This is a genomic window from Paenibacillus sp. ov031 (genome assembly GCF_900143165.1).
GTDB classification, from domain to species: domain Bacteria; phylum Bacillota; class Bacilli; order Paenibacillales; family Paenibacillaceae; genus Paenibacillus; species Paenibacillus marchantiae.
Map to the genome: position 1 here is coordinate 391,401 of NZ_FRDO01000002.1, position 26,629 is coordinate 418,029.

Genomic DNA, 26,629 nt, shown 5'->3' on the forward strand with positions numbered 1-26,629 from the left:
CAACCTCCTGTTGTGGGATTACTGCTTATATTCTGTATGCGATTTCTTGTAGTGCCGAATCAGGTCCACGTTGGAAGTGGTTACTGCGGTAGCTCCAGCTTCCAGCGCCAGTTCAACCTCTTCCGTTGAGCGGATCAACCCACCTGCAATAATGGGTATACCTGTCCGTATGGATACTTCTGCAATAATATGCGGGATAACACCGGGCAGTACTTCAATATAATCCGGTTGGGTCTTGGACAGCAAAAGATAACTTTTCTCCAGCGCATTTGTATCCAGCAGAAAAACGCGCTGAATGGCTGTAATCCCTTTCTGTTTCGCCTTCTGAATTACACTGGCTCGCGTCGAAATCAGTCCTGCCGGACGAATATGCTGGCATAAATACTCTGCGGCATATTCATCGTTCTTCAGCCCCTGCACCAGATCGGCATGCAGTACTATTTTTTTACCACGTCGCCGTGCTTCTTCCAGCAGACTATGAAGCTGCGCAATATGCGTATCCAGCATAACCCCATAGGTGTAAGGGCCTTCAATCATTGCTTCAAACTGCTTCATGCTCTTGGCAGCCGGTAACACATACTGTCCCTCAAATGGCACCTTCGTTCCTCCCGCATAAATCAGATGCCTATATTGTATAGTTCGTATGGTATGAACGGCAAGCAAAGTCAGGACCGTCAGATTAATTCTTCGCGTGAGACGGGACCGTTCCATTCTCTAAACTTAAAAAAGCTGTTCATGTATACCCCAGAAGGAGCATACACAAACAGCTTAAATTGTCCTGTCTATTGGACAGAATGGCAAACAGGCTTTATGCCAAAATCATATTGAACGATCGATCGGGATCGGGATCAACCTTTTAGGCTTGGGCGTGTGGAAGCAAGGTCTCTTCGCCAGCCCATGCATCATTTTCTGCCAAGTGACCAGAACGGCTCACTTTGGTCTGCAAATATTTTTCGTTAAAGGACGAGCGATCTCCCCACAGTGGCACACGTCCACCTACATTCAGTCCCGCTTCCTGCAAAGCAGCAAGCTTGCGTGGATTGTTCGTGATCAATGTAACAGGAGCTGAACGAAGCGCACGCAATACGGCAATGGCATCATCATAATTACGCGCATCGTCTGTGAACCCAAGTTGCAGGTTAGCGTCAACGGTATCCAGACCTTCCTCTTGCAACAGGTATGCCATCGCTTTGCTGAACAGACCGATGCCACGGCCCTCATGATTCGCCAGATAGAAGAGTGCGCCTGCTCCATGGGCAGCAATCATCTTCATCGATTGCTCGAGTTGGAAGCCGCAGTCACAACGTTTGCTGCCAAAGATGTCGCCTGTATGACAGATGCTGTGCATCCGAATCAGTGCTTCCTGTGCTTCGGCAAAATCACCGTACACTAATACGCTGGATTGCTGACGTTCAGCCAGTTCGGCAGTAGCGAGAGATTCAATCAGCTCGCCGCTTTCCATAACTTTCTCCGATTTCATCCAGCTGTACCACTGGAAGGTGTGTGTCTCTCCATCAAGGTTCACCGGAAGCTTAATCGGCCCAACGAGGTAAATGAATTCTTTTCCACTCGGAAAAGTCTGGATTTTAGGGGCAAGCAGTTGAATAATATGTGAATTAATCATTAGTAAGTTCCTCCTGTTAAGCCATCTTGGTTATGAATTGATTCGCATCCAGACGGAAAATGGATCACTGGATTGCATATCATACGTATCTATATTATTGTCATCATCATTAGTTACTTTATGTAAGCAAGTTTAAAATAAAAATTATGTTGTGTCAAGTAACTTTTGTTTCTAAAGTAACTAATAAATTTATGATACGCAACCGACACAAATTTGTGTTTCATTTCAGGAATATTGGGTATGAGTTTATAAACTGCTCATACACTTATGTTGTAGTCCATCGCACTTCATGCCTCGAACTTAACGATGAGGGGGTTATCACATGATCCGCCGGAAAAGAACATGCTGGACAGCCATTCTGCTAGTCTGTGTCATGCTGGTGAGCGGATGCTCCATATGGCCGGGACAGAACGATTCATCGAGCAACAAAAAGGTAGCGCTTACATTATGGTACTGGAACCGTTCCATCGATGATAAGCTGATTGCCAAGGCCAAGGAAAAGTTCCCCAATATTGAACTGACCGCTCAGAAAATCGGTGGTGATTTCAAAGCAAAACTCAAAACGACACTCGCTGCGCGCTCAGGTGAGCCCGACATTGTCGCATTGAACGATTGGATCATGGAGCTCTTTCCCAGCGAGGACCGTTTCTATAATCTGTATGATCTCGGCGCAGGTGACGTCGAAGACCAATATCTGGATTGGAAATGGAAGCAAGGCGTTACACCGGGTGGACAAATGATCGGTTTCCCTATGGATACGGGACCGACAGCCCTCTTCTACCGTGCAGATCTATTTAAAGAGGCCGGATTGCCTTCCGAGCCTGAAGAAGTGGCTCGCCAGATCAACAACTGGGATGCCTATTCTGCTGCAGGAGAAAAGATCAAGGAGAAGTTCGGAGGCAAGGTATTTCTAACCGACAATATTGGAACCGTTTACAATCAAGTGTTATCGCAAGGAACCGAACGGTATTTCCGTCCTGACGGCTCGTTTATCGGCATGGATTCTCCACTCGTCAAGCAGAGCTGGGATACCGCCGTATCCTTCAAGCAAAAAGGGCTGCTCGCTAATGCCGACGGCTGGACCCCGGGCTGGAACGCAGCGATGAATAATGGTGAGATTGCTTCCTTTGTGGGAGCCGTCTGGATGAAGCAGGTACTGCAGGAAGCCGCGCCGGATACATCTGGCAAGTGGCGAGTCACTCGCGCTCCTGGTGGAGACGGCAATAACGGTGGATCATTCCTGTCCATTTTGAAGTCAAGCAAACACCCAAAAGAAGCGTTCGAAGTCATCCAGTGGCTGCAAAGCCCGGATAATCAGCTTGAACAATATAAGACGTTGAACCTGTTTCCTTCGGCACCTGGTGTGTTCGATACACCGGCGATGAAAGAAGAAGAACCCTTCTTCGGCGGACAGGCAACAGGGCCTGTATTTGCCGAATCGGCACAGCATGTGCCCGAGGCTTTCTTTGGCGAACGATACCCTTCGGTGCACAACATCATTACTCGGCGGCTGAATGATATTGCGAAGCAAAATGCCAACCCGGAGCAGGTCTGGCCTGATACGGTTCACCGTGTTGAGCGGGAGTTACAGCGTTAATTCAAACACTCTTATGAGATGGCAATCCGCAAAGGAGGAATTCATATGGCTGTAACCGAACCTCGCCTCACTCCGGATCCCGGAAAGGTAAGTCCGGATTTGGATCGGCAGAAATCACTCTTGTCCCGGATGTGGGAACAACGTGCACTCTATGTGGCGATCTCCCCGTTTTACATTCTGTTTGCCGTGTTTGGACTGTTTCCGATCGGTTTTTCCTTATATCTGGCCTTCCACAAATGGGATGGCATTGGTGTGATGACCTATAACGGACTAAACAACTTTAAATATATGCTGACCGATGCAGAATTCTGGCAAGCGGTGGGCAATACGTTCATGATCTGGATATACGCGACCATCCCGATGTTGTTCTTTGCCCTGATCATTGCGTTTCTGCTGCATGCACCGTTTGTGAAGTTCCGCACGCTGTTTCGCGTGGGATATTTCCTGCCGAACGTGACGTCCATCGTGGCCGTCGCCATTATCTTCGGTGCCCTATTTGCCAACAACTACGGATTTCTTAACTATCTGCTCCAGTCCGTAGGACTTCCAGTGGTGGAGTGGCTGAACGCGCCATGGGGCATCAAAGTGGCAATCTCCTCCATGGTGGTCTGGCGCTGGACAGGATACAACGCAGTCATCTATCTGGCCGGACTTCAGAGCATCCCGCAGACATTGTACGAGGCAGCCAAGATTGACGGTGCATCCGGGATACAGTCTTTTTTCCGAATTACGATTCCGATGCTGCGTCCCGTCATTCTGTTCACTGTAATCACATCAACAATCGGCGGTATGCAGCTATTCACCGAGCCACAAATTCTCGTGGGTAACGATGGCGGCGCAGGCGCAGCCGGAATGACCATTGTATTGTACCTTTACCGCGAATCTTTCATTAATAACTACTTCGGCTACGGTGCTGCGGTTGGTTGGGGCATGTTCCTCATTATCGCCCTGTTCTCGATTGTGAACTGGAAGCTCGTTCAAGGCAAGTCATCCTGATGTGACAAGGGGGGAGCGCTCATGACGTCCAAATCTCTCAAATCGCTGGTGTTGTATATCGGTCTTATCGGGGGCATGCTCATTTCCATGTTCCCGTTCTATTGGCTGATTGTAATGTCTACCCGGACGACGTCCGACATTTATAAGTTCCCACCTCAGCTCTGGTTCGGGGGCGAACTGTGGAACAATATCAGTCGGGTGCTTCAGCAGATTGATTTCTGGGGCGCATTCATGAATACGTTGTTTGTGTCGGGCTTGGTGACGGTACTGGTACTGTTTTTTGATTCACTGGCAGGGTTTGCGTTTGCGAAGTTTGAATTCCCGGGTAAAAAATGGCTCTTCGTCCTACTGCTCGCCACCATGATGGTGCCTTCCCAGCTGTCGCTGGTCCCTTCCTTCGTGCTCATGGCGACGTTCGGATGGGTTGGTTCCTTCAAAGCCCTCATTATTCCGGGCATGGTGAACGCCTTCGGCATCTTCTGGATTCGCCAATATGCCACGGAGTCCATACCGAATGACCTGCTGGATGCCGGACGAATTGACGGCTGTAACTTTTTTCGGCTCTATTGGAACGTGGCGTTGCCCATTCTGCGGCCTGCGTTTGCTTTCCTCGGTGCGTTCACGTTTATTGGCGTATGGAATGATTATCTCTGGCCCCTGATCGTCTTGACGGATGCACGAAAGTATACGCTGCAGATTGCGTTGTCTCAATTAAACGGACTGTACAATACGGATTACGCGATGGTTATCGCGGGTACATTGCTGGCTGTTATTCCGCTGATCGTGATGTTCCTGTTCATCAGCCGCCAGTTTATATCCGATATTGCCGCAGGAGCTGTAAAGGATTAGGGATCGCGCATTTTGATCCATCCCTCAAGTCTGATATTCTTATCTATAGATAAATACCAGATGCCATATAAGTTGGATGAATAGACAGCATTCATTTCACTTATATATTCAAGAAAGAGGGATGACAAAATGGCTTCTTCACCCTATATGATCGGCGTAGATATCGGCACCACCTCCACGAAGGCCGTCCTGTTTGAAGAGAACGGAACCATCGTGGCTCAAGGCGGTGCCGATTACCCGCTGTATACCCCTACTCCTGCGATTGCAGAGCAGGATGCAGAAGATATTTTCAAAGCAGTAGTAGAATCGGTTAAACAAGCGACCTCCAAAGCGAGGATCAAACCGGATGAAATCCTGTTTGTATCGTTCAGTTCAGCCATGCACAGCATTCTGCCTATTGATGAACACGGCAAACCACTGATGCGGGCGATGACTTGGGCAGACAATCGCAGTGCCGAGTGGACGGAAGCACTCAAAACCGAAATGAACGGTCACGAAATCTATTTGAGAACCGGTACGCCGATTCATCCGATGTCACCTCTGACCAAAATCATGTGGCTAACCAGAGATCAACCTGAGCTGTTCAAACAGACGCACAAATTTATTTCAATGAAAGAATACGTATTTTATAAATTGTTCTCCGAGTATGTGATTGACCATTCCATGGCCTCAGCCACCGGAATGATGAATCTCGAAAAGCTAGACTGGGACGAGGAAGCTCTCCATGTCGCAGGCATCACTCCGGATCATCTGTCCCGCCTCGTGCCGACGACACATGTACTCAAGAAAGGCTTGAATCCTGAGTATGCCAAGGAGATGGGTATTGCGGATTCGACGCCATTTGTCATCGGGGCAAGTGACGGCGTGCTCTCCAATCTGGGCGTAAACGCCATTGATCCAGGCGTCGTGGCCGTTACTATCGGTACCAGCGGAGCGATTCGTACCGTCGTGGACAAGCCAGTCACTGATCCGAAAGGGCGTTTCTTCTGTTATGCGCTCACTGAGGATGCGTGGGTGATTGGCGGTCCGGTCAACAATGGCGGGGTGATATTCCGTTGGATTCGGGATGAGTTTGCGGCATCTGAGGTAGAGACAGCGAAACGACTCGGCATTGATCCGTATGAAGTATTGACCCGTGTCGCCGAAAATGTACCTCCAGGCTCGGAAGGCCTGCTGTTCCATCCGTACATGACGGGTGAGCGGGCCCCACTCTGGAATCCGAATGCACGCGGTTCGTTCTTCGGCCTGACGCTGCATCATAAGAAGGAGCATATGATTCGCGCTGCTCTCGAAGGTGTCTTGTTTAACCTGTACACCGTCATGCTGGCGATTGAAGAGAAGATCGGACGTCCCAAAAAGATTCAGGCCACGGGCGGATTCGCCCGCTCTGAGCTGTGGCGCCAGATGATGGCTGATATTTTCGACCAGGATGTCATCATTCCCGAAAGTATCGAGAGCTCCTGCCTGGGGGCAGCCGTACTGGGGCTATATGCTCTTGGCCGCATCGATTCCCTCAGCGCCGTCTCCGGCATGATTGGATCGACGCATCGGCATCAGCCAGACCCGGATAGCGTTCGCGTCTATCGCGAACTGCTGCCGATCTTCATCCGCATCTCCCGCAAGTTTGAAGAAGAGTATGCCGATATCGCTGCTTTTCAGAATAAAACGATGCAGAAGTGAGTTAGCTACGCCAACGAATCGCTGCACGTTAAAGAGGGGCATCCCACTATGTCTATGACATATGGGGTGGCCCTTCTTCATGTACTTTTTTTGTACAAATACCCCAAGTACCATAGTTGCATTGCCCACCACACCATCAGCAATGGTGACATGATATGCAAGATAGATAACGAAGTATCTCAATAAGAAGAACCACAAAAGAACATTTATGCATCCAAATAAAACACCTAACTTTGAACTATCTGTAGGAAATAAGTTAACGCCTAACTGATCCGGAGTACGACAAAAAAAGAGAACAATTAATCGAAAAGTAATCGATCGGTTGCTCCCTTTCTATTTCAATCTGGATATGCATCTATATCCTAATTATTGCAATCATCCATTATATTTGCTGAATGCATCCTTATCTGCCTGCACATTTTCCAAATACACAATCTGTCCCGCCTCATTCACACGAGCGATATCGATGCCTGTTTTGGCATACACCGTTCCGTCCGAAGCTTGTCCGCATACCGCCCAGTTTGTTTGATAGCTACCGTCCGGCTGAAGCTTCCATTCGTCCCACATGTGTTTCACATCGCTATTGTATTCATAGAAAGCCTTCATAAAACCATCAAATCCCGTTCTGCTGGTGCCGTTCAACACAATCTCTGCATCCGGTGTAAACAGGGACAACAGATCTTGCATCGCGCGTTCGTCTGTACGGGAAGCGTCAAATAAACGGAAATAGTTGTTTAACAAGGTAGTCATGGGTATTCCTCCTGAGGTTGATAAGCTGATTTGGATTTCAGTTCGAAAAATTTCAAACTAAATCAGAAGAAATGTACCACACTTTATGTCCACAGAACAACCCTTAGTTCGAAAAAAATCAAACATTGAAAGAGATTGTCGAGTATGCTACCGTCATAGATATGAAAACTCCAACGATACCTATGGCTTCGGAATTGAATCTGACCACGGTCTGCAACGCACTCGGTGATCCGGTACGGATGAAAATTGCACACTGTCTGGCCAGCTCTGGCGAGAAAAACTGTTCCGCTTTCGAAGTAGACCATATTTCCAAATCAACGTTGTCTCATCACATCAAAATCTTGCGTGAAGCAGGCCTTATCCGGCCTCGCATTGAAGGCAAACAGCACTTTTATTCTCTACGAAAGGACGATTTGAACTCCCGTTTTCCCGGTCTTGTTGAACTGATTCTGAATACAGCCGAGGAATATGTACATTAAGGAAAACGAAGCTTAAATCTTGCGATACATCATCTTATGGATTGTATAAAGGAGGTTGATTTCTTGGATAAAAAAGCGGCAAAAATTCTGCTGGGCACCTTCTGGGGAAGCGGCGGCTGGAAAACAATATCTGCTCCCTTCTCGGGGGATGACTTTGAATATGCCAAAAGCAGAGGTGTTATGTTCGATCCACTGACCATTACCCATGATGAGATCGTCGCACGTTTGCATGAGATTCATCAGGACAACTCCATCAAGCGACGGGTAGTATCAGCATTTTTACACAGTTTGTCTACCAAAAAAGGTTATCTGCGCAGCGCCCTTTCCAGCTGGGCTTTAACATCGCAACTGCCTTTGCATACCTACGAGGAACGCCGTGCACTGCATGCCAACACCAGCTCCTGCGGGGATTGCAACTTCCTGCGCCTGCAATCGGACAAGACGTACACGGACGTCGATCTGAATGTATTGAACTTTGAACGGGTAAAGTGGGGCGGGGTTCGCCATAATAACCTGTTATACTGCCTGATGGATCTGGATCTACTGCTGGCTAGCAAGGAAGCCATTTATGAAGTGACTGACGCAGACATCGCTATACTTGTGAGCATGCTTGAAGCAGCGCAAACCTGCGAGCCTCATGAGAGTGCACGCGGGTTGGAGAAACGCTGGAAAGGCTTATTTCCTTCGAGCAAACAGGAACGCGACGCCATCCTCGAAATCTGGGGTGCCTCCGGTCTGCTTGTTCCGCAGGATACGCCACGAAAAAGCAGAGGCGGGTACAGCGACTTCCACTTTGCCGCAACCTGGCAGGGCGATGATGGGTACAGCGCAGATGCGGCGATTTCCCTCTTTGGTTCCTATCTGCCCCAGAAACTCTAAGCCCTTAAGCAGCTCTAGATCTGTTTAAGCCGGTTATATGAATAACAAACAAATACTTAGGTCTATATAGTAAAAAACACTACAGCTTGGAGGCTCGTAGTGTTTCATCGAAAATTGACCATTAATTTTCCGATAGGCATCAAGAATCAAGACATATTTGAAGGACGACTTACTATGTGTGGAATCAATTCACACTTGTCGTTATTTATATAATTGGCAATAATCCACTCTTTACTGCCCGATTTATTCTAAACTTTTTAACGATTCAATCATATTAATTCGGGATACCTTTCTCCGAAGCATCAAGTTAGAGAGCCCGGTAAGTAAAAATGCAATAATGATTGATATCAGCATAACAAACATATTTATTTGATCTGGGATTTGTTGATGGGTACTCGACAACGCCTCAATAATAATGGAATACATGTATACGCTGATCGGCAGTGCTATAATGACCGCAAAGGTGGTGAGTATCATGTTCTCAGAGAAGATAAGTCGATTTATTTTATTTTTTTGATAACCCAATACCTTAAGAGTAGCCAGCTCGCGATTTCTTTCATAGATGTTGATGGAGGATATGGTGTAGATGGCGCCAAACGAAAGAATAACAGCACTAATGATAAACATGATAAAGATAAAACTATTCTGCTTCATAATAAATTGTGCAGATTTTTTCAAATCATCCTTGTCCGCGATTGTATCTACCAGATTGTCTTGTTCGAAGAACTGTCGTACGTTAGTAAGGTCTGTGGCATTGCTAGCTTTCACTAGAATTGTGGTTGGGTTGTAGTCGATCCCAAAACTCTCCAGATACGCTATCGAGCAAAAGAAAGACGGATTGGAATACTGATTAGATATTTGTGCAACCTTCATATCGACCGTTTTATTCGCAAACGAATGATCAGTGAATCGAATTCGGATCGTATCCCCTATCGCAACCTTATAGTGATCCGCATATGATTTTGGTACCAGCACACCACTGTCCATAAGTGTTATCGGATTATCTTTCCCGTCGAAAAATTGGATAAGTGCGTTGTCCTTCTGCGTAACGGTTAGAGTGGCATTCTCATGATCATCGCCCTTGGCGAATTCCACAGGAAAGGTCGATTGATAATAACTGCTTTCAATCCCAGTGGGTAATTCCACCTTTTCTAGCTCTGCCCCACTCGTGTATTCAACCTTCAGATCGTAGGTATTCACCTCTTCGATCTGGTCGGCGACCCTTTGTAAGGACGTTTGTGTCCCGAACGCAGTGATCAACAACACTGTGCTCACAACAACGCCAACGGAACTTGCTATCGCCTTTTGCTTATTAAGAAAGATGTTTCTCAAAATGAGTTTATTGCTATAGGGAATACGTCCCCAAATTTTCGGAAGCTGTTCAATGAGCAGTTTTTTCATCTTCTTCGGCAGTTTAGGCCTCATCGCCTGTGCTGCATGTTCTCGAAGGATACCTATGCCGCTCAAGTAACATGCCAGCATGCCGAATGCACTCGAGAACAGGATAGGCATAATGATCGAGAAGGGGGATAAGGAGAAGGTTATGCTCGGTAACGAGTAAGATCTAGCATTCGACGCCTCAATCATTGGAACAAATATGATTGCCGAAACGATACAACCAAGAATGGAACCTGTGATTCCGACAAATACCGGGAAACCCATGTAATGTAGCATGATGCTGCTGTTCTTCACGCCTAACGCCTTCATAATTCCTAATTGGTTCCTTTGCGAATCGATAATCCTTGACATGGTGAGGAAGAGAATGATCGCTTCGATGATAAAGAGAACCAGCGGAATAACCTTGCTCATCAATTTATTGTTATAGACTGTATGTTGAAGCTGCGAGTAATTGAATGTTCGCTCTTTACTTATTTGACTTACATAAGAAAGTTGTTGAGACTGCGCTTCAACATTTTGGCCTAATCGGTCTATATCGTACCCTTCTTCAGCTTCAATCAAAACCTCATTATAATAAAGGTTACCTGCGATTCGAGGAATTCCCGCTTCAGCCACATATGCGAATCCGGAAGTTTTATGGTCCTGAGTTTCGTTTTTTTTGGCATATTCCACATTTTCGCCCAGTCCACTAATGGTGAATGACACATCCTCGTTATTGACGCTTAACTTCATTTGATCCCCGACTCTGTATTGATGTTCCCTAGCGTAATGGGAATCAAGCAAGATTTGATCCTTGCGAGATGGAATGTTGCCTTCAATCATCGTAGGCGTATTAATGATATTCTTGGCGGGAATCGAGTGGATCTTTAAGGTCGCTTTCGTATCACCAAAAGATTGCGTCGCATCAAAGGTGTACCGTCCCTCCACCTTCTTTATCCCTTCAATTCCACTCAACTTCGACATATCCTGCTTGGATACTTGGTCGTAGTAAACGTTTAAGTCACTTAAATTATGAGTTTGAAAGTAATTCTTTGAATAAGAGCTAAGGTTATCACTTAACGTTACCAGCCCCGTGTAGAAAAAAACGCCTATGGTGATAACCAATACAAAGGCCAGAAATTGACCGATTGATTGCTTGATATCCCTTATCAATTTTTTGAATAATTTCATCACCACTCAATCCCTTCAACGCTTTGTTTATGCTCATTGACCGTTACGCTTTCGATTTTTCCGCTTTTCACCCGAATGATTTTATCCGCCATCGGCACAATCGCAGAGTTATGCGTGACCAGCACAACACATTTTTTCGTTTCCGTATTCAAATCCTGAAGCAGCTTCAAAACCGACTTGCCAGTTACATAATCCAACGCACCAGTCGGCTCATCGCATAGCAATAGCAGAGGGTTCTTTGCAACGGCGCGTGCTATAGCAACTCGCTGCTGCTCTCCTCCGGAGAGCTGGGACGGGAAGTTTTTTATCCGATTCTTCAAACCGACTTTATTTAATATCTCTTTGGCATCCAAATGGTCTTTGCATACTTCAGTGGCGAATTCAACATTTTCTAAAGCATTCAGATTGGGAATTAAGTTATAGAATTGAAAGACAAACCCTACCTTCTCGGCGCGATATCCCGTAAGCTTCTTCTCGTTAAAGCTAGTAATATCCTTATCGCCAACAGTCACTTTACCCGAGGTTGCCGTATCCATGCCACCAAGTATATTGAGAATCGTGCTTTTACCGGCTCCGCTTGCACCGAGAACAACAACGAATTCACCCTCGTTAATGGTAAAGTCAACACCGTTCAGCGCTTTGATCGGCACTTCGCCAATTTTGTATTCTTTCGTTACATTTTTAAATTCAATTAATGTTTTCATAAATTTCTCTCTCCCCATTATTTATTTGACATACTTCTGGAGCGCTCCCTATTGCAAGTGTATTTTTATTTATGTAGGTATGTTAGTGTATGAGTATGTCACTCATGTAGCATACTATAATTCCATCGCAATCAATTGTCAATAACTGGACTCAGTGTAAAAAAAATCATCACTTACCCTTCAGAACGATTGTTTATTGACAAATTTTCGCATATAAGTTATGTTTTCCTGCTAGATGTGTAACAAACTACAATGCTGAGTGGTGAGGTAATGAACGTCACTTTCGACGAAAAGCAGCCAATTTTTCAACAAGTAGCAGATATCATTGAGGACGATATTCTCAACGGAACTTACCGAGAGGATGAGCAAATTCTTTCCGTTGCTCAGTTTTCTCAGCTCTTTCAAATCAATCCAGCGACTGTTGTGAAGGGAATTGGCCTGCTCGTAAATGAAGAAATATTGTATAAAAAAAGAGGGCTTGGCATGTATGTCTCGTCTGATGCCAAACAAAAGATTAAGAATAAGCGAAGAAATCGTTTTTATAAGGAATTACTGTCCAATCTCATTTGTGAAGCTGACAAACTTGAACTGGCAACCGAGGATATCATTGAGATGATTAAACAATTAAGGAAGGAATGAATTCATTGTGAGCATCTTGGTGAGTTGCGACAAATTAAATAAGAAATATGGTCGAACCTATGCATTACGGGATCTGGATATACAGCTCGAGGAAAACGTTATTTACGGCTTGCTCGGACGAAACGGCGCAGGCAAAACAACCTTGCTAAACATCATAGCAGGTGGACTCTTCGCGAATGATGGCACCATTGAGATAAGAGGTAAAAAGTTGGGTAAAGGAGCCCTACCAGAAGATTGCTGTTTCGTACGGGAGAATAACAAGCTATTTGGAGGAGCTCGATTGATTGAGATTTTGCAGTTCGCTGCAAATTTCTATCCCAATTGGGATTGGACGTTTGCTCATAAGCTTCTTCAAACGTTTGAGCTTGATCCCAACAAAAAAATCAAGCAGCTCTCAAGAGGCACAGAATCACTCGTAGGAAACATTATCGGTCTGTCTAGCCGATCGTCGTTGACATTATTCGACGAACCAGTGCTTGGCCTTGATGTATTGATGCGGGAAAGGTTTTACAAGGAGCTTTTGGAGGATTACGCCAATCATCCCCGTACGATTTTAATTTCTACGCATTTGATTGATGAAATCGCCCCAATCGCAGAGCGAGTCTATATCATTGATGAGGGCTCTCTCCTGCTTCATGACGAGATGAATCGGATACGGATGGCAGCTTATTTGATTCGTGGAAATTCAGATGCCGTAGCTTTGTTCACAAAAGGAAAGCGAGTATTACATACAGAATCTTACGGCCACGGAAAGCTTGCCGCCGTCTACGAAAAATTCAACGATGAGGACAGGCTGCAGGCCCGCAAACTAGACATAACGATTGAAAATTTGACGCTTCAGAAGTTTTTTTCGTATTTGATCGAAGGAGGTCGTTAAATTGGGTGCATTGACCGTTCATTTAAAGGCGACCTATTTGCAAATGAGGATTTATATATGGATGGTCATTATTTTAATCCTCCTTGGCAGGTTGGCGGAATTCATTGTTGGCCTCTTTATAGACAGCAGTCAGAACACAGGAATCGCGGATGGCAACCTGCTGCTGCTTATTTTGCTCATTTTCGCAATCGTACTTCCGCTTAGCTATTACAACCGCATCGTACATTTAGGAGCAAGCCGAAAGCAATATTTTTTTGGTCTTCAATTCGTTTATGCTGTGTGGGCAGTGGCCATCGCTTTATTTAATTCTTTATGGCCTATGCTTGAAGTGAATCTACTCCACAAAAACACCGTAAACCTTATTGAAGCGTTTCATTGGAACGAATTTGGCGTGGCAGGTTCTTTTCTCTACCAAACTATTTTTTATTTGATGACGATGGCGCTCCTAAGCATGCTAATCTCCGGCTACCACCACCTTGTCGGCTGGCTGCTGTGGGTGCTATTCATTCTGGCGATTCCAACCGGAACAGCGATTCCCGCGCTACGCGCTCATGTTGTTTCTTTTTTCGAAGCATTGTTATTCAACGACTCACTAATCAAGGGTGTTGGATTTAATCTTGTGCTTTTCATCGTGTTCGTAGCCGGTGGTTGGTTTTTCACAAAGGGGAGAACATACTAAACTATCTGGGTAGAAGCTTAGGTTACAATAATGACATCGACAGATTTCCTGTTTAGCTCGTATAATAGGGGGAAATTGGTAGATAGGAGTGAATCAAGCGAATTTATGGTATACATACTGGCTTTTATGCTGTCTTTTGCTATCGTGGTTCTGCTTATTCCGCCGCTTGGTCGACTGGCACATCGGCTCGATTTTGTGGACAAGCCCCGAGAAGATGTGGAGCGTAAGCTGCACAGGCAGCCCATTCCACTGACGGCGAGTTACGCGATATTTACTGGATTCTTCCTGACATACATTGTTCTTACGAAAGAAATTTCATGGGAAACGGCGGCCCTGGTCGCCGGCGGAATGCTTCTGTTAACGATTGGTACAGTTGATGACTGGTACAAAACCAAAGGCAAAGACTTCCCTGCCCTGCCCAAGATGCTCGTACAGATCTCTGCCGCAGTGCTCGTATTTGCTTCCGGCATTGCGTTCACCGGGTTCGTGAATCCCTTCAATTCCGAATACATTATGCTTCCGATCTGGCTGCAATTTATTCTGACGATCCTGTGGATCTTCGGTGTGACAACAGTCATTAACTTCACGGACGGCATGGACGGACTGGCAGGCGGTTTGTCCGCCATCTCAGCCATTACACTGTTTATCGTGGCAATGACCAAAGGCCAAACCGATTCTGCCCTTATGGCCATTACGCTGGTCGGGGTCACCCTGGGTTATCTGAAATATAACAAAGCCCCCGCCAAGGTGTTCATGGGCGATGCAGGAGCTACGTTTCTCGGCTTCATCCTGGCGGTAATCGCCCTGGATGGTGCTTTCAAACAAGCGACCATGCTGTCTATCTTCATTCCGATTTTGGCACTCGGTGTGCCGATCTTCGACAACATTTTTGTGGTCATCAAACGTTTCATTCAAGGCAAAGCCATCTATCAGGCAGATGCAAGTCAAGCCCATTATCGCTTGCTGCGCGCTGGTCTGAATCACAAACAGGTGGTTGGCGTCCTGTATCTCATCAGTACCTGTCTATGCCTCTCTTCCATTATTTTGATGCTGGTAGAGATGTAATATTAGTAACAAACGTTTCAACAAAAGATGTAAAAAAAGAGACGAGCCCACTGATCCTGTGGCTCGTCTCTTTGCTATTTCACTGACGAAGTGAATTATCCTTTTAATAGAGTAACTACCGATTCATGCACAAACTTCTGTCAACGCGCCATACTCTATCCGATCCCTGCCCTGCCTGCATCTGCACCTTATATTCGCTCTTATCTTGAGGCTACAGGTGGTAGAAGGACCACAGGTTGCTGCCCATCTGTCCAACCCGGTCGATCAAGTTCAACGAGACGGCGATAACGCTCTTCCCGGGCTAGCAATTGTTCGTGAGAACCTTGCATGGTGATCTGTCCATTTTCCATAAAAATAAGTTCATCCATCCGTTCCACTCCCATCAGGTGATGGGTGACCCAGATCATTGTTTTACCTTGCATGCTGTCCAGAATCGTCCGCATGAGCGCTCGCTCCGTTACAGGATCAAGTCCTACAGTCGGTTCATCGAAAATAACGACAGGCGTTTCGCGAAGAAGTACCCGAGCCAGTGCAATCCGCTGTCTTTCTCCACCAGAGAAACGAAGTCCTGTCTCCAGCATCGGGGTATGATAACCCTGCGGTAAAGATTCAATGAGATCGGATAAACCTACTTGCGCAGCCACTCGCTGGATTTCCTCGTCTGTTGCATGCGGACGGCCGATCCGCAGATTGTTAGCTACTGTTGTATCAAATAGATGTGGACTTTGGTTCAGCACCGCAATGACATCCGTTATATTTTCGCCCATCGTTTGTACTGGAAGATCATTGATGAATATGTTCCCGGCAGATGGGAGCAACGCTCCCTGAATGAGCTTCAGAAGGGTTGATTTCCCACCGCCGCTGCGACCGAGTATAGCCAAGTGTTTGCCCTGCGGAAGATGAAGAGACACCTCCTGCACAGCCAATGGAGCACCTGACGTATAACGATAACTCACCTGATCGATCTGAATATCGGCTCGCAATCTGGGAGGAATACGTAGGCGGATACGTCGGTCCGACGCTTTTTCCTTACGCTCCAGAGAACCCAGCTGTTGTCCTTCTACAGGATTGCTGCCTGATATACCTGTCGTCATATCATCTTTGGCTCCGGCTGCTGCTTTCGCTTCTTCAGTTCCAGACTGTTCTGGCAGATGCTCTTCACCTTCCAAGTGCTGCAATCGTTCCAGCGATTCACGATACTGCGGGATATGCTCCACCGCATCTCCTACGGGCAGCAGTGCTTCCGTGAGTGGAAACAACACCAGCACAAATGCAGCAATCATAACCGCAGGCAGCTGTCCGGCAGAAGCCGCACTTCCCGCCCATAAGGTCACGGATACCACCATCAGTCCAATCACGCACTGCGCAACCAGATCACGCCAGCGCGTCCATTGCCGCAAGCGGAGTCGAATCATATCCGCCTGTCCTTCAGCCTCTTCCTGCTGACGCACAAATTCTTCAGCTCGTCCACTCGCTATCCAATCACCGAGGCCAAGCACACCATCTGTCAGACGAGTGTACAACTTGGCGTTCTCCCGCTTTAGTCGCACCCGCAACTTCCACGTCACGCGGAGGGAGATGGCAGGCAGCACGGCAACCAGAAACAGCATATACAACCCCATCCACAGTGCAAACCCCAGATCAACGCTGCCAAAGACCACAACAGCTCCACCGTACATCATGAGCGCGGTAACCGCTGGAAATACCGTACGCAGGTAAATATCCTGCAGTCGTTCTACGTCCTCTGCGAGGGCACCAAGTACGTCTCCCGTCTGCATACGAGAGCGCAGGAACAATGCCTGCGGCTCCAAAATTTGATACAGCTTCACGCGCTGATCCGCCAGTATACGCAAAACCGCATCATGTCCGGCCAGACGTTCGACATACCGGAATACGGCACGGAAAATCCCAAATGCACGAACACCCACGATAGGTACATATACCATCAAAATATTTTCAGGACGGAGCGCCGACTTGGAGATCAGAAACCCGGAGGTGAAGAGCAGCAGCACAGCACATAATGTAGCGCATATCCCCAGCGCAATGACTGCCACGAGTCTCCAGCGGTACTGTGCCACGTACGGAGTGATCCAGCTATTCTTTTTGCTCCCGCTCCGGGCTGTTTCTGTCTGCTCATATCCGGCTTTCATCTTACACCGCCTCCATCTGGGCCTGAATCATCTGGTAATATACGCCTTGTCGGGCCAACAATTCCTCATGTGTTCCTGTCTCTGCAACCGTGCCGCCCTCCATCACGATAATGCGATCCATATGGGGCATCCAATGCAGTCGATGTGTTGCCAAAAACACCATCTTACCCTCAAACAGCGTTAACATCGTCTGTTTCAGTTCATACTCGGTCTCCACATCCAGATGCGCAGTCGGCTCATCCAGCAGTAGGATCGGGCGCGCACTAAGCAGAGCTCTCGCCAAAGCTACCCGTTGCTCCTGTCCCCCACTGAGCTGCCTTCCCCCAGCCCCGATCGGCTCCTGCAACCCATTCGGCAAAGAGGAGGTAAGCTTATGCAGACCTGCTGCGTGAATGGCGTCAGCCACCTCCGCATCCGAAGCTTCAGGCATATAGAACCGAACATTATCCGCTAAGCTGCCACTGAAAATAGTTGGATGCTGCGGAATCGCCGCCGTTTGTTTTCTCCAATCTTCCATCATCTCTGGAGATAAGGGCTGGCCGTTATATAAAATCTGACCTGAAGTAAGCTGCTGGAAACCCGCCAGTACATCAATCAGGGTCGATTTCCCTGCTCCGCTCGCTCCGATAATCCCTACTTTACCAAGACCAGAAACCTGAAACGTCACATCATTCAGCGAACATGGCCCGTCTTCCTGATGCCGTACCTGTACGTTAGTGAGCGCCAGTCTGCTCGCTGCCTCCCAAGAGGGTTTCGATGAGAAAGCAGCCACACCACTTCGGGCATCCACCTCACGCATGACCACCCGTATGGTGGATGGAGCCACACCGCTTAGGCCAGAAGAAAGCTCAGAAGAAGAGGATTCTCCGTTCTTTTCTGACACCCCATGCAGAACAGCACTCGTGTATGCTTCCTTTTGCTTACGTTCGGCCATTTTCCCTCGTTCAATCATCTGGCTGATCGATTCCCCGGCCTCTTTACCGTCCAGTGTAGCGTGGTAATCTGCGCCTACCATTCGTACAGGCAGGAAGTATTCCGGCGCGAGAATGAGTACGGTCAGCGCTGGTCCAAGCAGCATATGTCCTTCCGTCAGGCGCAGCCCCAATCCAACCGCCACCGAAGCCACCGACAGCATGGTGAAGAAATCGAGTGCGAAGGAGGATAGAAAAGCCATACGCAGCGTAGACATCGTAGCCTTGCGATATCGCTGACTGACCCGAACGATTGTTTCTCCATGCTTAACGCTTTGTCCCAGTGTTTTGAGTGTTTCCAGTCCACGGAGCGTATCTACGAAATGGTTGGCCAGCGCTTTGTACGACTTGAACTGTCCATCGATCTTGCGTTGTGCAGCCAACCCCACCAAAATCATAAACACAATCAGGATCGGCAGCGTCAGCGTCAAAATAACCCCGGACATCATATCCAGCTTGAAGACATAGAACAGAATAACGATTGGCGTGAACCCCATCCCCAGCATTCGGGGAATAAACAGTTCAAGATACGTCTTATACTGGGCTGTTCCTTCGCGTGCCAAGGTTACCAGGTGCCCTGTTCCTTCCGTTTTGGCAAAACGCGGCCCCAGCCGGAACCACTGCTCCACCATCTGTCTACGCAGATCGTTCCCTGTCTTCTCCGCGTACCGCGAAGCGATGAGCTGCAACCAGAACGATAGGGCATAGCGGGCGGCAAAAGCGGCCAGGAACAACAGCAGCACTGGGTACTGCTCCGTTACAGGTGAACCTTGAAACAATGCCGTAATCGCCTGTGCCAGCCATTTCGCCTGCATGATAATCGTCATTGCCTGCAACAGTACCAGCGCTGAAGCCAGCGCCAGTACCGGTCGAATGCCCGGCAGCTTCAACAGCCCCCGTCCCATATCAGTACTCCAGGTGATGCTGGTCGTTCAGACGTTTGCGGAAAATATAATAACTCCAGATCTGATAACCGAGTACAAACGGAAGCAGCGTACAAGCCACAATCGTCATCACTTTTAGCGAATATGCACCGGATGAAGCATTGTAGACCGTCAGGTCAAACGCCGAACCCATTGAACTCACCATGACCCTTGGGAACAGACCGATAAATACGGAGGCAAACGCGATTGCAATCACGGCTCCAGTCATGCCGAAAGCCCAGGCTTCACGTTTCTGTCGCACGAAGTAAGCGGCCAAACCCAATGAAGCAGCGCCAAGGACAACCATAATCCAGAGAGCCCAGCCGCGTACGGCAAACACATCGGTCATGAAGTATGTCATCACAGCGTAGATCACGAGGATCGCGGCCAGCGGCAACATCAGTTTTTTGGCCATATTCAGGGCACGTTCTCTAAGATCTCCGACGGTCCGCAATGAAGCAAACAGCAAACCGTGCACCAGACACAACAACGTAACGCTCAACCCACCTACAACCGTATACGGATTGACGATGTCCAGGAAGCCGGGACGGAGCTGCATCTGCGCATCAATAGGCAGTCCTTTCATCAAGGTAGCGAAAACAACCCCGAACAGGAATGGCAGTAGCGCACTGGAGACTACGATAATGATGTCCCATGTTTTGCGCCAGCGTTCATGTCTCATCTTGCTGCGGAATTCAAAGGCAACTCCGCGGCCGATCAAAGCCAGCAGCACCACGACCAGTGGCAGATAAAACCCGCTAAACAGCGTGGCGTACCAATGCGGGAAGGCTGCAAACATTGCACCCCCTGCCGTAATCAGCCAGACCTCATTGCCATCCCAAAACGGACCGATCGAGTTGATTAGAGTACGACGTTCACGATCCGTTTTGCCAATCATTGCAGTGGACATGCCCACACCAAAATCAAAACCTTCCAGAAAGAAAAAACCAACAAACAAGACGGCAATCAGCAAAAACCACAATTCACTTAGTGACAACAGAATAACCCCCATCCACGCCGAACGGATCGGCCGATTCATCATGCTCCTCCGGCTTTTCGACTGCATATGGCCCTGCCTTGATTTCACGAACGAACAGATAGACCATCACCGCTCCCAGGATTGCATAAGTGACTGTAAATGCGATGGTGGAAAACAAAATCTGACCTGCGCTTACGTTCGGGGATACCCCGGCTTCCGTCGTCATATAACCGAATACCGTCCACGGCTGCCTTCCTACCTCAGTCATAATCCATCCCGATGTATTGGCGATAAACGGCAGAGAGATGGCAAACACCATCAAGCGCATAAACCATTTGCCTGCTCCCTCTAATTTGCGGCGCATCGCCAGGAATGTACCGTAGATCGCTAGCAAAATCATCAATCCGCCCGCAGCAATCATGATGCGGAAGCTCCAGAACGTCGTCCGTACCGGTGGAATATAGTCCCCTGGTCCATACGTTTGCTCATACTCCGCTTGCAGCTCCTTCATGCCTTTGACACTGCCAGAGAACTTGCTATAGGACAGATAACTGAGCAATCCAGGGATTTTGATCTCGCCGGAATTTTCCTGTTTGTCCGGATCAACAAAGGCTACCACCGTCCATGGTGCCGGATCTTCCGTCGTCGTCCATGTTCCTTCACTGGCCGCCATTTTCATAGGCTGCGTCTCCACCAGATATTGCGCCTGGAAGTGACCCGAGAAGGCAACCCCCAGCGAGGAAACCAGACCAATTATGATGGCAATGTTGAACGATTTGCGGAAGATCTCCACATCCTGCTTCTTCATCAACTTGTAAGCACTAATCCCAGTTACCACAAAAGCACCTGTCATTAATGCGCCAAAGATCGTATGTGGGAACTCCACTAGTAGCTGACCATTCGTAATCAGTGCAAAGAAATCATTCATCTCGGCGCGGCCGTTGTTAATCTCGAAGCCAACCGGATGCTGCATGAATGAGTTGGCTGCCAGAATCCACAGCGCGGACAAGAATGTACCGATGAATACCAGCCAAATGCAGGCCAGATGCACTTTCTTGGACAAGCGATCCCATCCGAAAATCCAAAGCCCAATAAAGGTAGACTCCATAAAAAACGCCAGCAAGGCTTCAATCGCCAGTGGCGCACCGAACACATCCCCGACAAACCGGGAATACTCGGACCAGTTCATGCCGAACTGGAATTCCTGAAAGATACCTGTGACCACACCGACGGCAAAGTTAATCAGGAACAGTTTGCCCCAAAATTTGGCCATCGTTTTGTAAACTTCCTTACCCTTTACTACGTACAACGTCTCCATAATTGCTACCAGCAGTACAAGACCAATGGACAGCGGTACAAAAAAGAAATGGAAAATCGTTGTGAGCGCATATTGGATACGCGATAACATGATCGGATCCATACCGTTACCCCTTCTTTCTGTTCATATCGCAGTTTTCGTATTTGGCATTGAAGCCCCTTCTTCAGTTTCTGTCAGCCAAACACGTATTGATGAACGTATTGTGCCAGATAGACTATTTTATACATGTGACAATTATCACAAACCCTGCCATGACAGCAAAAAAAAGTGACGATGGTCACACAATAGAAAAAAACAAGCCTAATGTTAGAGCTTGCCAGCTTCGTCTATTCACGGAAGATGCTCATGTTTAGGACGGAACGCCCATATGTTAGTCTCAGGCATAAAATACGCCGGGCAAAAAAGGCATTACATATTGAATTATTGGATTCATTGATATCATTCAAAGCAGCGCCAATCCGATGTTTATCAGATGGTGCTGCTTCAATCCATGAACGGACAAAAATGCAAATCAAGTGAGGTGATTCATCGATGGAAGAGCTGTCTCCGATCCCAGACCCGGAGCCTCATCAAGGGGTAGATGCAGAAGAGTTAAGTACGGCCCTGCCTGCCTTTCGTTATGTCCTTTTCCCCCGGAAGGGAGGATGGTCTGCTTTTCCCTATCCAGACATCGCTGCTCTGATGGTTGCGGAAGGGCTTGTCTACTATGTCAGTAGCCTGGAGCGCTCCGAGGAAATGCCTGCGAATATCACCGTCATCACGCTTCCCGAAGCAGAACAATTGCTGCAGGAGCCCCGTACGGTTGCTGTGGTTGCGCATCCCTACTGGCTGACCGCCACAGCCTCGCTCCATCCGGGGCTCTGTATTGTACTTCTTCCCGAGCCAGTTGGTGAAGAAGCGGAGTCTCCCTTATGGGAGAGCTGCATTTCAAGACTGGTCGGTATCGCCGATCTGGTGGGCACGACTTCAGAAACACGCTATATGAAGCTGGTATTCCAGGGCGTACGCGCCATCTGGCTGAATGGAGAGGATACCTCTCCTGCTGGTGTCATGCAAAAGGATGACCTCGAGGTCCCTCTCCGGGACTATGAACTGCTATTCCTGCATGCGCTGCGACAGACGCTCTCGGGTGTTCAGGATACGGTCACCCAGCTGCAATGCAGTGTGCGGGCCGACTTCTATCGTCAGCTTCGTTCCAAAGCAGGAGCGCATGAGACGATTTCCTTTTTGCTGGCAGCCTATGAATATGTGCTAGAGGATTCCAGAGCGGCCACTTCACTCAAGGAAGCCTTCTCTCACGCGGTATTAAACGGGCGCAATGATTGTGTAAGCTCCCACTATCGATTCCTCTCCGCCATTCATGCAAGGGCCGGGGAAATCGAGAATGCGTTGCAGGTGTATGGAATCAGCGCAGGTAACGAGCAGGAACGGCACCATTATGAACAACTCTGTCGCTGGCTTGAGGCCGGGGAGGAACAGCTTGTCCGGGCAGAACTGCTGCGTCTGAATGATGACTATGGAAATGCATTGCACATTTTGGATGAACTCGGAGGCGAAACGGCGCGGCATTGGAAATTTCGTATCTATCAGGAGACTGGACGTGTGGAAGATGCATTAGATTTGGTGCATGCAGTGGATATTCAGGATAGCCCCAGCCGACAGGATTATCGGCAGCTATCGGGTCTAGCTCTGGCTCTGCGCGGAGAACGTCACGGGGCGGTGAGACAATTTCTGGAGACGGCACTGGAGGATGAAGATGCTCTTGCACGAATCGTCGAGATGGAGCTGTTGGATCAAGCCGTCCAGCAATTGCTGGGGGAGGTGCCATGATGCTGGACCCGAAGAAGCGCAGACAACATGTGAATGGACCGATGGTGCATAAGGATATACGATCCGAAACAACTCATACTCCAACGGAAACGCTGGAATCGCTGCATGCTGACCCAGAGGGGCAAGGGGATCAGCAGGATGCTGTAAAACGCCAGGACACAGGCCTATTCAGAGAGCCGTTTTCCGTTCGTCGGGTTCGTAAAAGTCAGGGCAATAAACTGACCGCCATGCTTCAGGTACGTAACGAGCGCGGGCGATATCTGGAGGAAGTGCTGGACGATCTGAGTGAATTCGTAGATGAGATCGTCATTGTGGACGATGCCAGCACTGATGGAACACCCGATATATGCAGAGCCTATCCAAAGGTCGTTCGTCTGGAAGTGCTGGAAAAGCCATTATTTGCGGAGGAATGGCGATTACGCAACGCTCTATGGCAAGCAGCGGCAGGTACCTCCCCGGATTGGCTGCTCTCGGTTGATGCCGATGAGCTATACAGCACGGAAGCGAAGAAAGCGATACGCGCTCTGATTAACCAGGACCACGCGGACTGGATCGCTTTCCGCTTCTACGATATGTGGGGCGGACGAACCCACTATCGGGAAGATGACCTTTGGGGGCTTCACCGACGTCATACCGCTTCCCTGGTCCGTTATATGCCAGGTTATCCTTACTTTTATCCGCAGCAAAATCATCATGTGCCTCGTCTTCCCTTGCCCTGCACTGTATTGCCTGGAATCAGCACAGAATTGAAAGTCCAGCATCTGGGCTGGGCCGGAAGTCTGGAGGATCGGGTTCGGAAATATTTGCGTTATAAACGAATTGATCCACACGGCGAGTGGGGCAGCCTGGAGCACTATGAATCGATTCTTGATCCGGAGCCCCGACTGATTCCGTGGAAGGAGGAGCAGTGAAATGGGCGTGGTCAGCATATTGACACACAGCTTCACCGATGGATATAACCGGGAATTCAGCCGGGTGTTCGGGGGCGGTCTGGAGCGTTACGTCCTGGATTTATGCAGTGTAATCCGCGGATTGGGACACATCCCCGAGGTTCATCAACTGTCCTATTTTGAAGCTTTTCAGACCCGTACGGAACAGATTGATGTATACGGATATGCCTACGATATGAATGATGTGCCCGAAGCTTTTGCCCGAATGGCTGCCGCAGCACGAGGACCTGTGATCTATGCAAGCTGCCTGTGGCAGCCCATTGCCTACAAGCCGGGCAGTCTCGGCATCTGCCACGGTATTAACTGGGATCGTCCCGCGCTGCCGCTCGAAACCAAGCAGCAAGTCGCTGAGCATATTCAGCTGGCACTGGATGGACTTGTACGCATCGTGTCGGTCGATTCACATTTTCAGACCTTTTGCCGTGCTGCTTGTACGTTTGCCGATGCCGGTCAGGTTGTGCTCATTCCCAATGCAGTGGATACCTCCTACTTCACGCCTGCTCCGCCAAGGCGTACATTCGAGCATGAACAGGAAGAAGAATGGTTGGCAGCGTGGAAGAAGGATCTTGCAAGTCATGAAGATCATAGTGAAGCTGCCATCTCGGGGTTGAATGCTCCGTCATCCGTGGAGGAAAGAAGCGATGGAAACGGCATGGTGCGGGCGGACAGATCCGAGGTGACAGTAATCGCTGAAGAACTGGACTCGCCAAATATCAGACAGGGCATGGCTGGTCACCAGCCAAATGTGCTAACGGGTAATCATTTGAAGGAGCAGGAGGATGAAACAACGACTGCAATCCATGTGAGCCCTTCCCGTCCACTACGCATTTTATATCCACGCCGCATCAGCATGGAACGGGGCATTATTCCGATGATGCTGGCAGCTGACCGACTGCTCGGTGCCTTTCCTGATCTAGAGGTCGAATTTGCCGGAGAGCTGGTTGAAGGCAGCACGGTGGGCCGATCCTTCCGGTATTGGCATCGCACGCACCCTCATGCGGATCGAATTATACAGCGCACGTATGATTTTCGGGATATTCGCGAGGCCTACCATCAGGCAGATATCGCCGTGATTCCGACCGTCTTCTCGGAAGGAACATCCTACGCTTGTCTGGAGGCGATGAGCTGTGGGCTTCCGGTTGTTGCTTCCAATGTTGGCGGTCTGAATGATCTGATTCAGGATGGCTTCAACGGACTGCTGGTACCTCCAGGTGAAGAAGCGCTGACCGCTGCGCTGGTACGCCTCGTTCAGGATCGGGCTGAGCGGGAGCGGCTGGGTATCTATGCCCGCGAGACGGCGCTGTCCTACGACATATCCCACTGGCGGCGCAGGTGGAGTACGGTATTGGAATCTTTTTTGGCAGAAGCAGGATTAAAGGAGGGAATTCGGGGATGATGGATACGCCAAATGCAACGGATTTCACGGAATCAAGATACATTCGGGAGGGTGACCCCAAAACGGATACATTGGTTTTTCCACTGCATCCTGCGTGGTGGAGCCGTCCGTACGAGTACGAATGGGCACGCTTGTTTGCGCGGCAGGAAGACGTCGTACTCGACGCTGCCTGTGGTATATCCCATCCGTTCAAATTCTGGCTGGCAGAGCACTGCCGGGAAGTTCATGCCTGTGATTGGGATGAGCGTATTTTGTCCAGAGAAGCGATCCGGCTGGATATCGCTTCTGATTTTGGTGAACAGGCCGCACGTGACCTGCCGGAATCGAGCCTGGACCGACTAAATCTTGCGCAGGCCAATCTGGCTCAGCTTCCGTATGAATCGGAGATGTTTGACAGCGTATTCTGCATCTCTGTGTTGGAGCATCTGGATACAGGCACGATGCTGCGCGCCTTTCGCGAATTCGCCAGGGTGCTGAAGCCGGACGGACGGTTGATAGCCACGTTTGATGTGCCCGAGATGCGTCCAGACCTGCTGGAGACGATTATGGCTGTTACCGGACTGACGATCGAAGGCAAGCTGAGCGTGAAAGAACCAGAGGATGCCATCTGGTCTGACATGTACGGCCCGGCAATCCGTTGTTTTCGTGCTGTTATTCGTAAAGAGTAATTGGGATGGATAAACGGGATCACGGATCAGGGGCATAGATTAAGATTAACTCTACATC

Annotated in this window: 23 protein-coding genes; 14 read left to right on the forward strand and 9 right to left on the reverse strand. The window is 48.6% G+C overall.

What is annotated here, in order from left to right; all coding sequences use genetic code 11:
- Positions 1-18: 18 nt before the first annotated feature.
- Both BUA17_RS11925 and BUA17_RS11930 read right to left on the reverse strand, forming a co-directional pair.
- Positions 19-597 (reverse strand): glycerol-3-phosphate responsive antiterminator, encoded by a 579-nt coding sequence (locus BUA17_RS11925; protein WP_063567339.1) that lies wholly within the window; start codon positions 595-597, stop codon positions 19-21.
- A 259-nt stretch (positions 598-856) separates the two neighbouring features.
- Positions 857-1,624 carry a GTP cyclohydrolase II gene (locus BUA17_RS11930; protein ID WP_072733732.1) on the reverse strand — a complete coding sequence of 256 codons (768 nt, stop codon included), beginning with the start codon at positions 1,622-1,624 and terminating at the stop codon, positions 857-859.
- A gap of 373 nt (positions 1,625-1,997) precedes the next feature.
- Between BUA17_RS11930 and BUA17_RS11935 the strand changes: the two genes are divergently transcribed.
- The 4 genes from BUA17_RS11935 (at position 1,998) to gntK (ending at position 6,746) form a co-directional block, all read left to right on the forward strand.
- Positions 1,998-3,221: an ABC transporter substrate-binding protein gene (locus BUA17_RS11935; RefSeq protein WP_306291814.1), complete on the forward strand. Its 1,224-nt coding sequence runs from the start codon at positions 1,998-2,000 to the stop codon at positions 3,219-3,221.
- 129 nt (positions 3,222-3,350) lie between these two features.
- Positions 3,351-4,217, forward strand: coding sequence for a carbohydrate ABC transporter permease (locus BUA17_RS11940; RefSeq protein ID WP_063567357.1), 867 nt, complete (start codon positions 3,351-3,353; stop codon positions 4,215-4,217).
- A gap of 21 nt (positions 4,218-4,238) precedes the next feature.
- Positions 4,239-5,066 (forward strand): carbohydrate ABC transporter permease, encoded by an 828-nt coding sequence (locus tag BUA17_RS11945; RefSeq protein ID WP_072733733.1) that lies wholly within the window; start codon positions 4,239-4,241, stop codon positions 5,064-5,066.
- A 129-nt stretch (positions 5,067-5,195) separates the two neighbouring features.
- The gene (gntK, locus tag BUA17_RS11950; protein WP_072733734.1) at positions 5,196-6,746 is read left to right on the forward strand and encodes a gluconokinase; all 1,551 of its coding nucleotides are present in this window, start codon (positions 5,196-5,198) and stop codon (positions 6,744-6,746) included.
- A 375-nt stretch (positions 6,747-7,121) separates the two neighbouring features.
- Here gntK and BUA17_RS11955 read toward each other — a convergent pair whose 3' ends face one another.
- Positions 7,122-7,496 carry a polyketide cyclase gene (locus tag BUA17_RS11955; protein ID WP_072733735.1) on the reverse strand — a complete coding sequence of 125 codons (375 nt, stop codon included), beginning with the start codon at positions 7,494-7,496 and terminating at the stop codon, positions 7,122-7,124.
- Between the two features lie 161 nt (positions 7,497-7,657).
- On the opposite strand from BUA17_RS11955, the gene BUA17_RS11960 reads away from it, so the two are divergent.
- Together BUA17_RS11960 and BUA17_RS11965 are read left to right on the forward strand one after the other, a co-directional pair.
- A complete protein-coding gene (locus BUA17_RS11960) occupies positions 7,658-7,975 on the forward strand; it encodes an ArsR/SmtB family transcription factor (RefSeq protein WP_072733736.1) in 318 nt (105 codons plus the stop codon).
- Between the two features lie 63 nt (positions 7,976-8,038).
- The gene (locus BUA17_RS11965) at positions 8,039-8,854 is read left to right on the forward strand and encodes a hypothetical protein (RefSeq protein ID WP_072733737.1); all 816 of its coding nucleotides are present in this window, start codon (positions 8,039-8,041) and stop codon (positions 8,852-8,854) included.
- 243 nt (positions 8,855-9,097) lie between these two features.
- Here the strand turns inward: BUA17_RS11965 and BUA17_RS11970 are convergent, their stop codons facing one another.
- Positions 9,098-11,422, reverse strand: a complete 2,325-nt coding sequence (locus BUA17_RS11970) for an ABC transporter permease (protein WP_072733738.1) — start codon at positions 11,420-11,422, stop codon at positions 9,098-9,100.
- Complete coding sequence (locus BUA17_RS11975; protein WP_072733739.1) at positions 11,422-12,126, reverse strand: ABC transporter ATP-binding protein; 705 nt, start codon at positions 12,124-12,126, stop codon at positions 11,422-11,424. The genes BUA17_RS11970 and BUA17_RS11975 overlap by 1 nt, the downstream gene beginning before the upstream one ends.
- A gap of 252 nt (positions 12,127-12,378) precedes the next feature.
- Here BUA17_RS11975 and BUA17_RS11980 point away from each other — a divergent pair, with 252 nt between their 5' ends.
- The 4 genes from BUA17_RS11980 (at position 12,379) to BUA17_RS11995 (ending at position 15,386) form a co-directional block, all read left to right on the forward strand.
- Entirely contained in the window at positions 12,379-12,765 is a 387-nt protein-coding gene (locus BUA17_RS11980; RefSeq protein ID WP_072733740.1) for a GntR family transcriptional regulator, read from the forward strand.
- A gap of 7 nt (positions 12,766-12,772) precedes the next feature.
- Complete coding sequence (locus tag BUA17_RS11985) at positions 12,773-13,642, forward strand: ATP-binding cassette domain-containing protein (protein ID WP_072733741.1); 870 nt, start codon at positions 12,773-12,775, stop codon at positions 13,640-13,642.
- Position 13,643: 1 nt separating this feature from the next.
- Complete coding sequence (locus tag BUA17_RS11990) at positions 13,644-14,321, forward strand: hypothetical protein (RefSeq protein WP_072733742.1); 678 nt, start codon at positions 13,644-13,646, stop codon at positions 14,319-14,321.
- A gap of 105 nt (positions 14,322-14,426) precedes the next feature.
- On the forward strand, positions 14,427-15,386 hold the full coding sequence (locus BUA17_RS11995; RefSeq protein ID WP_072733743.1) for an MraY family glycosyltransferase: 960 nt from the start codon (positions 14,427-14,429) through the stop codon (positions 15,384-15,386).
- A 200-nt stretch (positions 15,387-15,586) separates the two neighbouring features.
- Here BUA17_RS11995 and cydC read toward each other — a convergent pair whose 3' ends face one another.
- The 4 genes from cydC to BUA17_RS12015 are packed head-to-tail and all read right to left on the reverse strand — an operon-like array spanning position 15,587 to position 21,829.
- Positions 15,587-17,536, reverse strand: coding sequence for a thiol reductant ABC exporter subunit CydC (gene cydC / locus BUA17_RS12000; protein WP_072733744.1), 1,950 nt, complete (start codon positions 17,534-17,536; stop codon positions 15,587-15,589).
- A 1-nt stretch (position 17,537) separates the two neighbouring features.
- Positions 17,538-19,412: a thiol reductant ABC exporter subunit CydD gene (gene cydD / locus BUA17_RS12005; RefSeq protein WP_072733745.1), complete on the reverse strand. Its 1,875-nt coding sequence runs from the start codon at positions 19,410-19,412 to the stop codon at positions 17,538-17,540.
- A 1-nt stretch (position 19,413) separates the two neighbouring features.
- Positions 19,414-20,430 (reverse strand): cytochrome d ubiquinol oxidase subunit II, encoded by a 1,017-nt coding sequence (gene cydB, locus BUA17_RS12010; RefSeq protein WP_072733951.1) that lies wholly within the window; start codon positions 20,428-20,430, stop codon positions 19,414-19,416.
- On the reverse strand, positions 20,414-21,829 hold the full coding sequence (locus tag BUA17_RS12015) for a cytochrome ubiquinol oxidase subunit I (protein ID WP_072733746.1): 1,416 nt from the start codon (positions 21,827-21,829) through the stop codon (positions 20,414-20,416). The genes cydB and BUA17_RS12015 overlap by 17 nt, the downstream gene beginning before the upstream one ends.
- A gap of 429 nt (positions 21,830-22,258) precedes the next feature.
- Between BUA17_RS12015 and BUA17_RS12020 the strand changes: the two genes are divergently transcribed.
- The 4 genes from BUA17_RS12020 to BUA17_RS12035 are packed head-to-tail and all read left to right on the forward strand — an operon-like array spanning position 22,259 to position 26,571.
- Entirely contained in the window at positions 22,259-23,557 is a 1,299-nt protein-coding gene (locus BUA17_RS12020) for a hypothetical protein (protein ID WP_072733747.1), read from the forward strand.
- A complete protein-coding gene (locus BUA17_RS12025) occupies positions 23,554-24,468 on the forward strand; it encodes a glycosyltransferase (RefSeq protein ID WP_244552128.1) in 915 nt (304 codons plus the stop codon). Before BUA17_RS12020 ends, BUA17_RS12025 begins: the two co-directional genes overlap by 4 nt.
- Before the next feature lies 1 nt (position 24,469).
- Entirely contained in the window at positions 24,470-25,903 is a 1,434-nt protein-coding gene (locus BUA17_RS12030; RefSeq protein WP_072733748.1) for a glycosyltransferase family 4 protein, read from the forward strand.
- Positions 25,900-26,571 (forward strand): class I SAM-dependent methyltransferase, encoded by a 672-nt coding sequence (locus tag BUA17_RS12035; protein WP_072733749.1) that lies wholly within the window; start codon positions 25,900-25,902, stop codon positions 26,569-26,571. Before BUA17_RS12030 ends, BUA17_RS12035 begins: the two co-directional genes overlap by 4 nt.
- Positions 26,572-26,629: the final 58 nt, after the last annotated feature.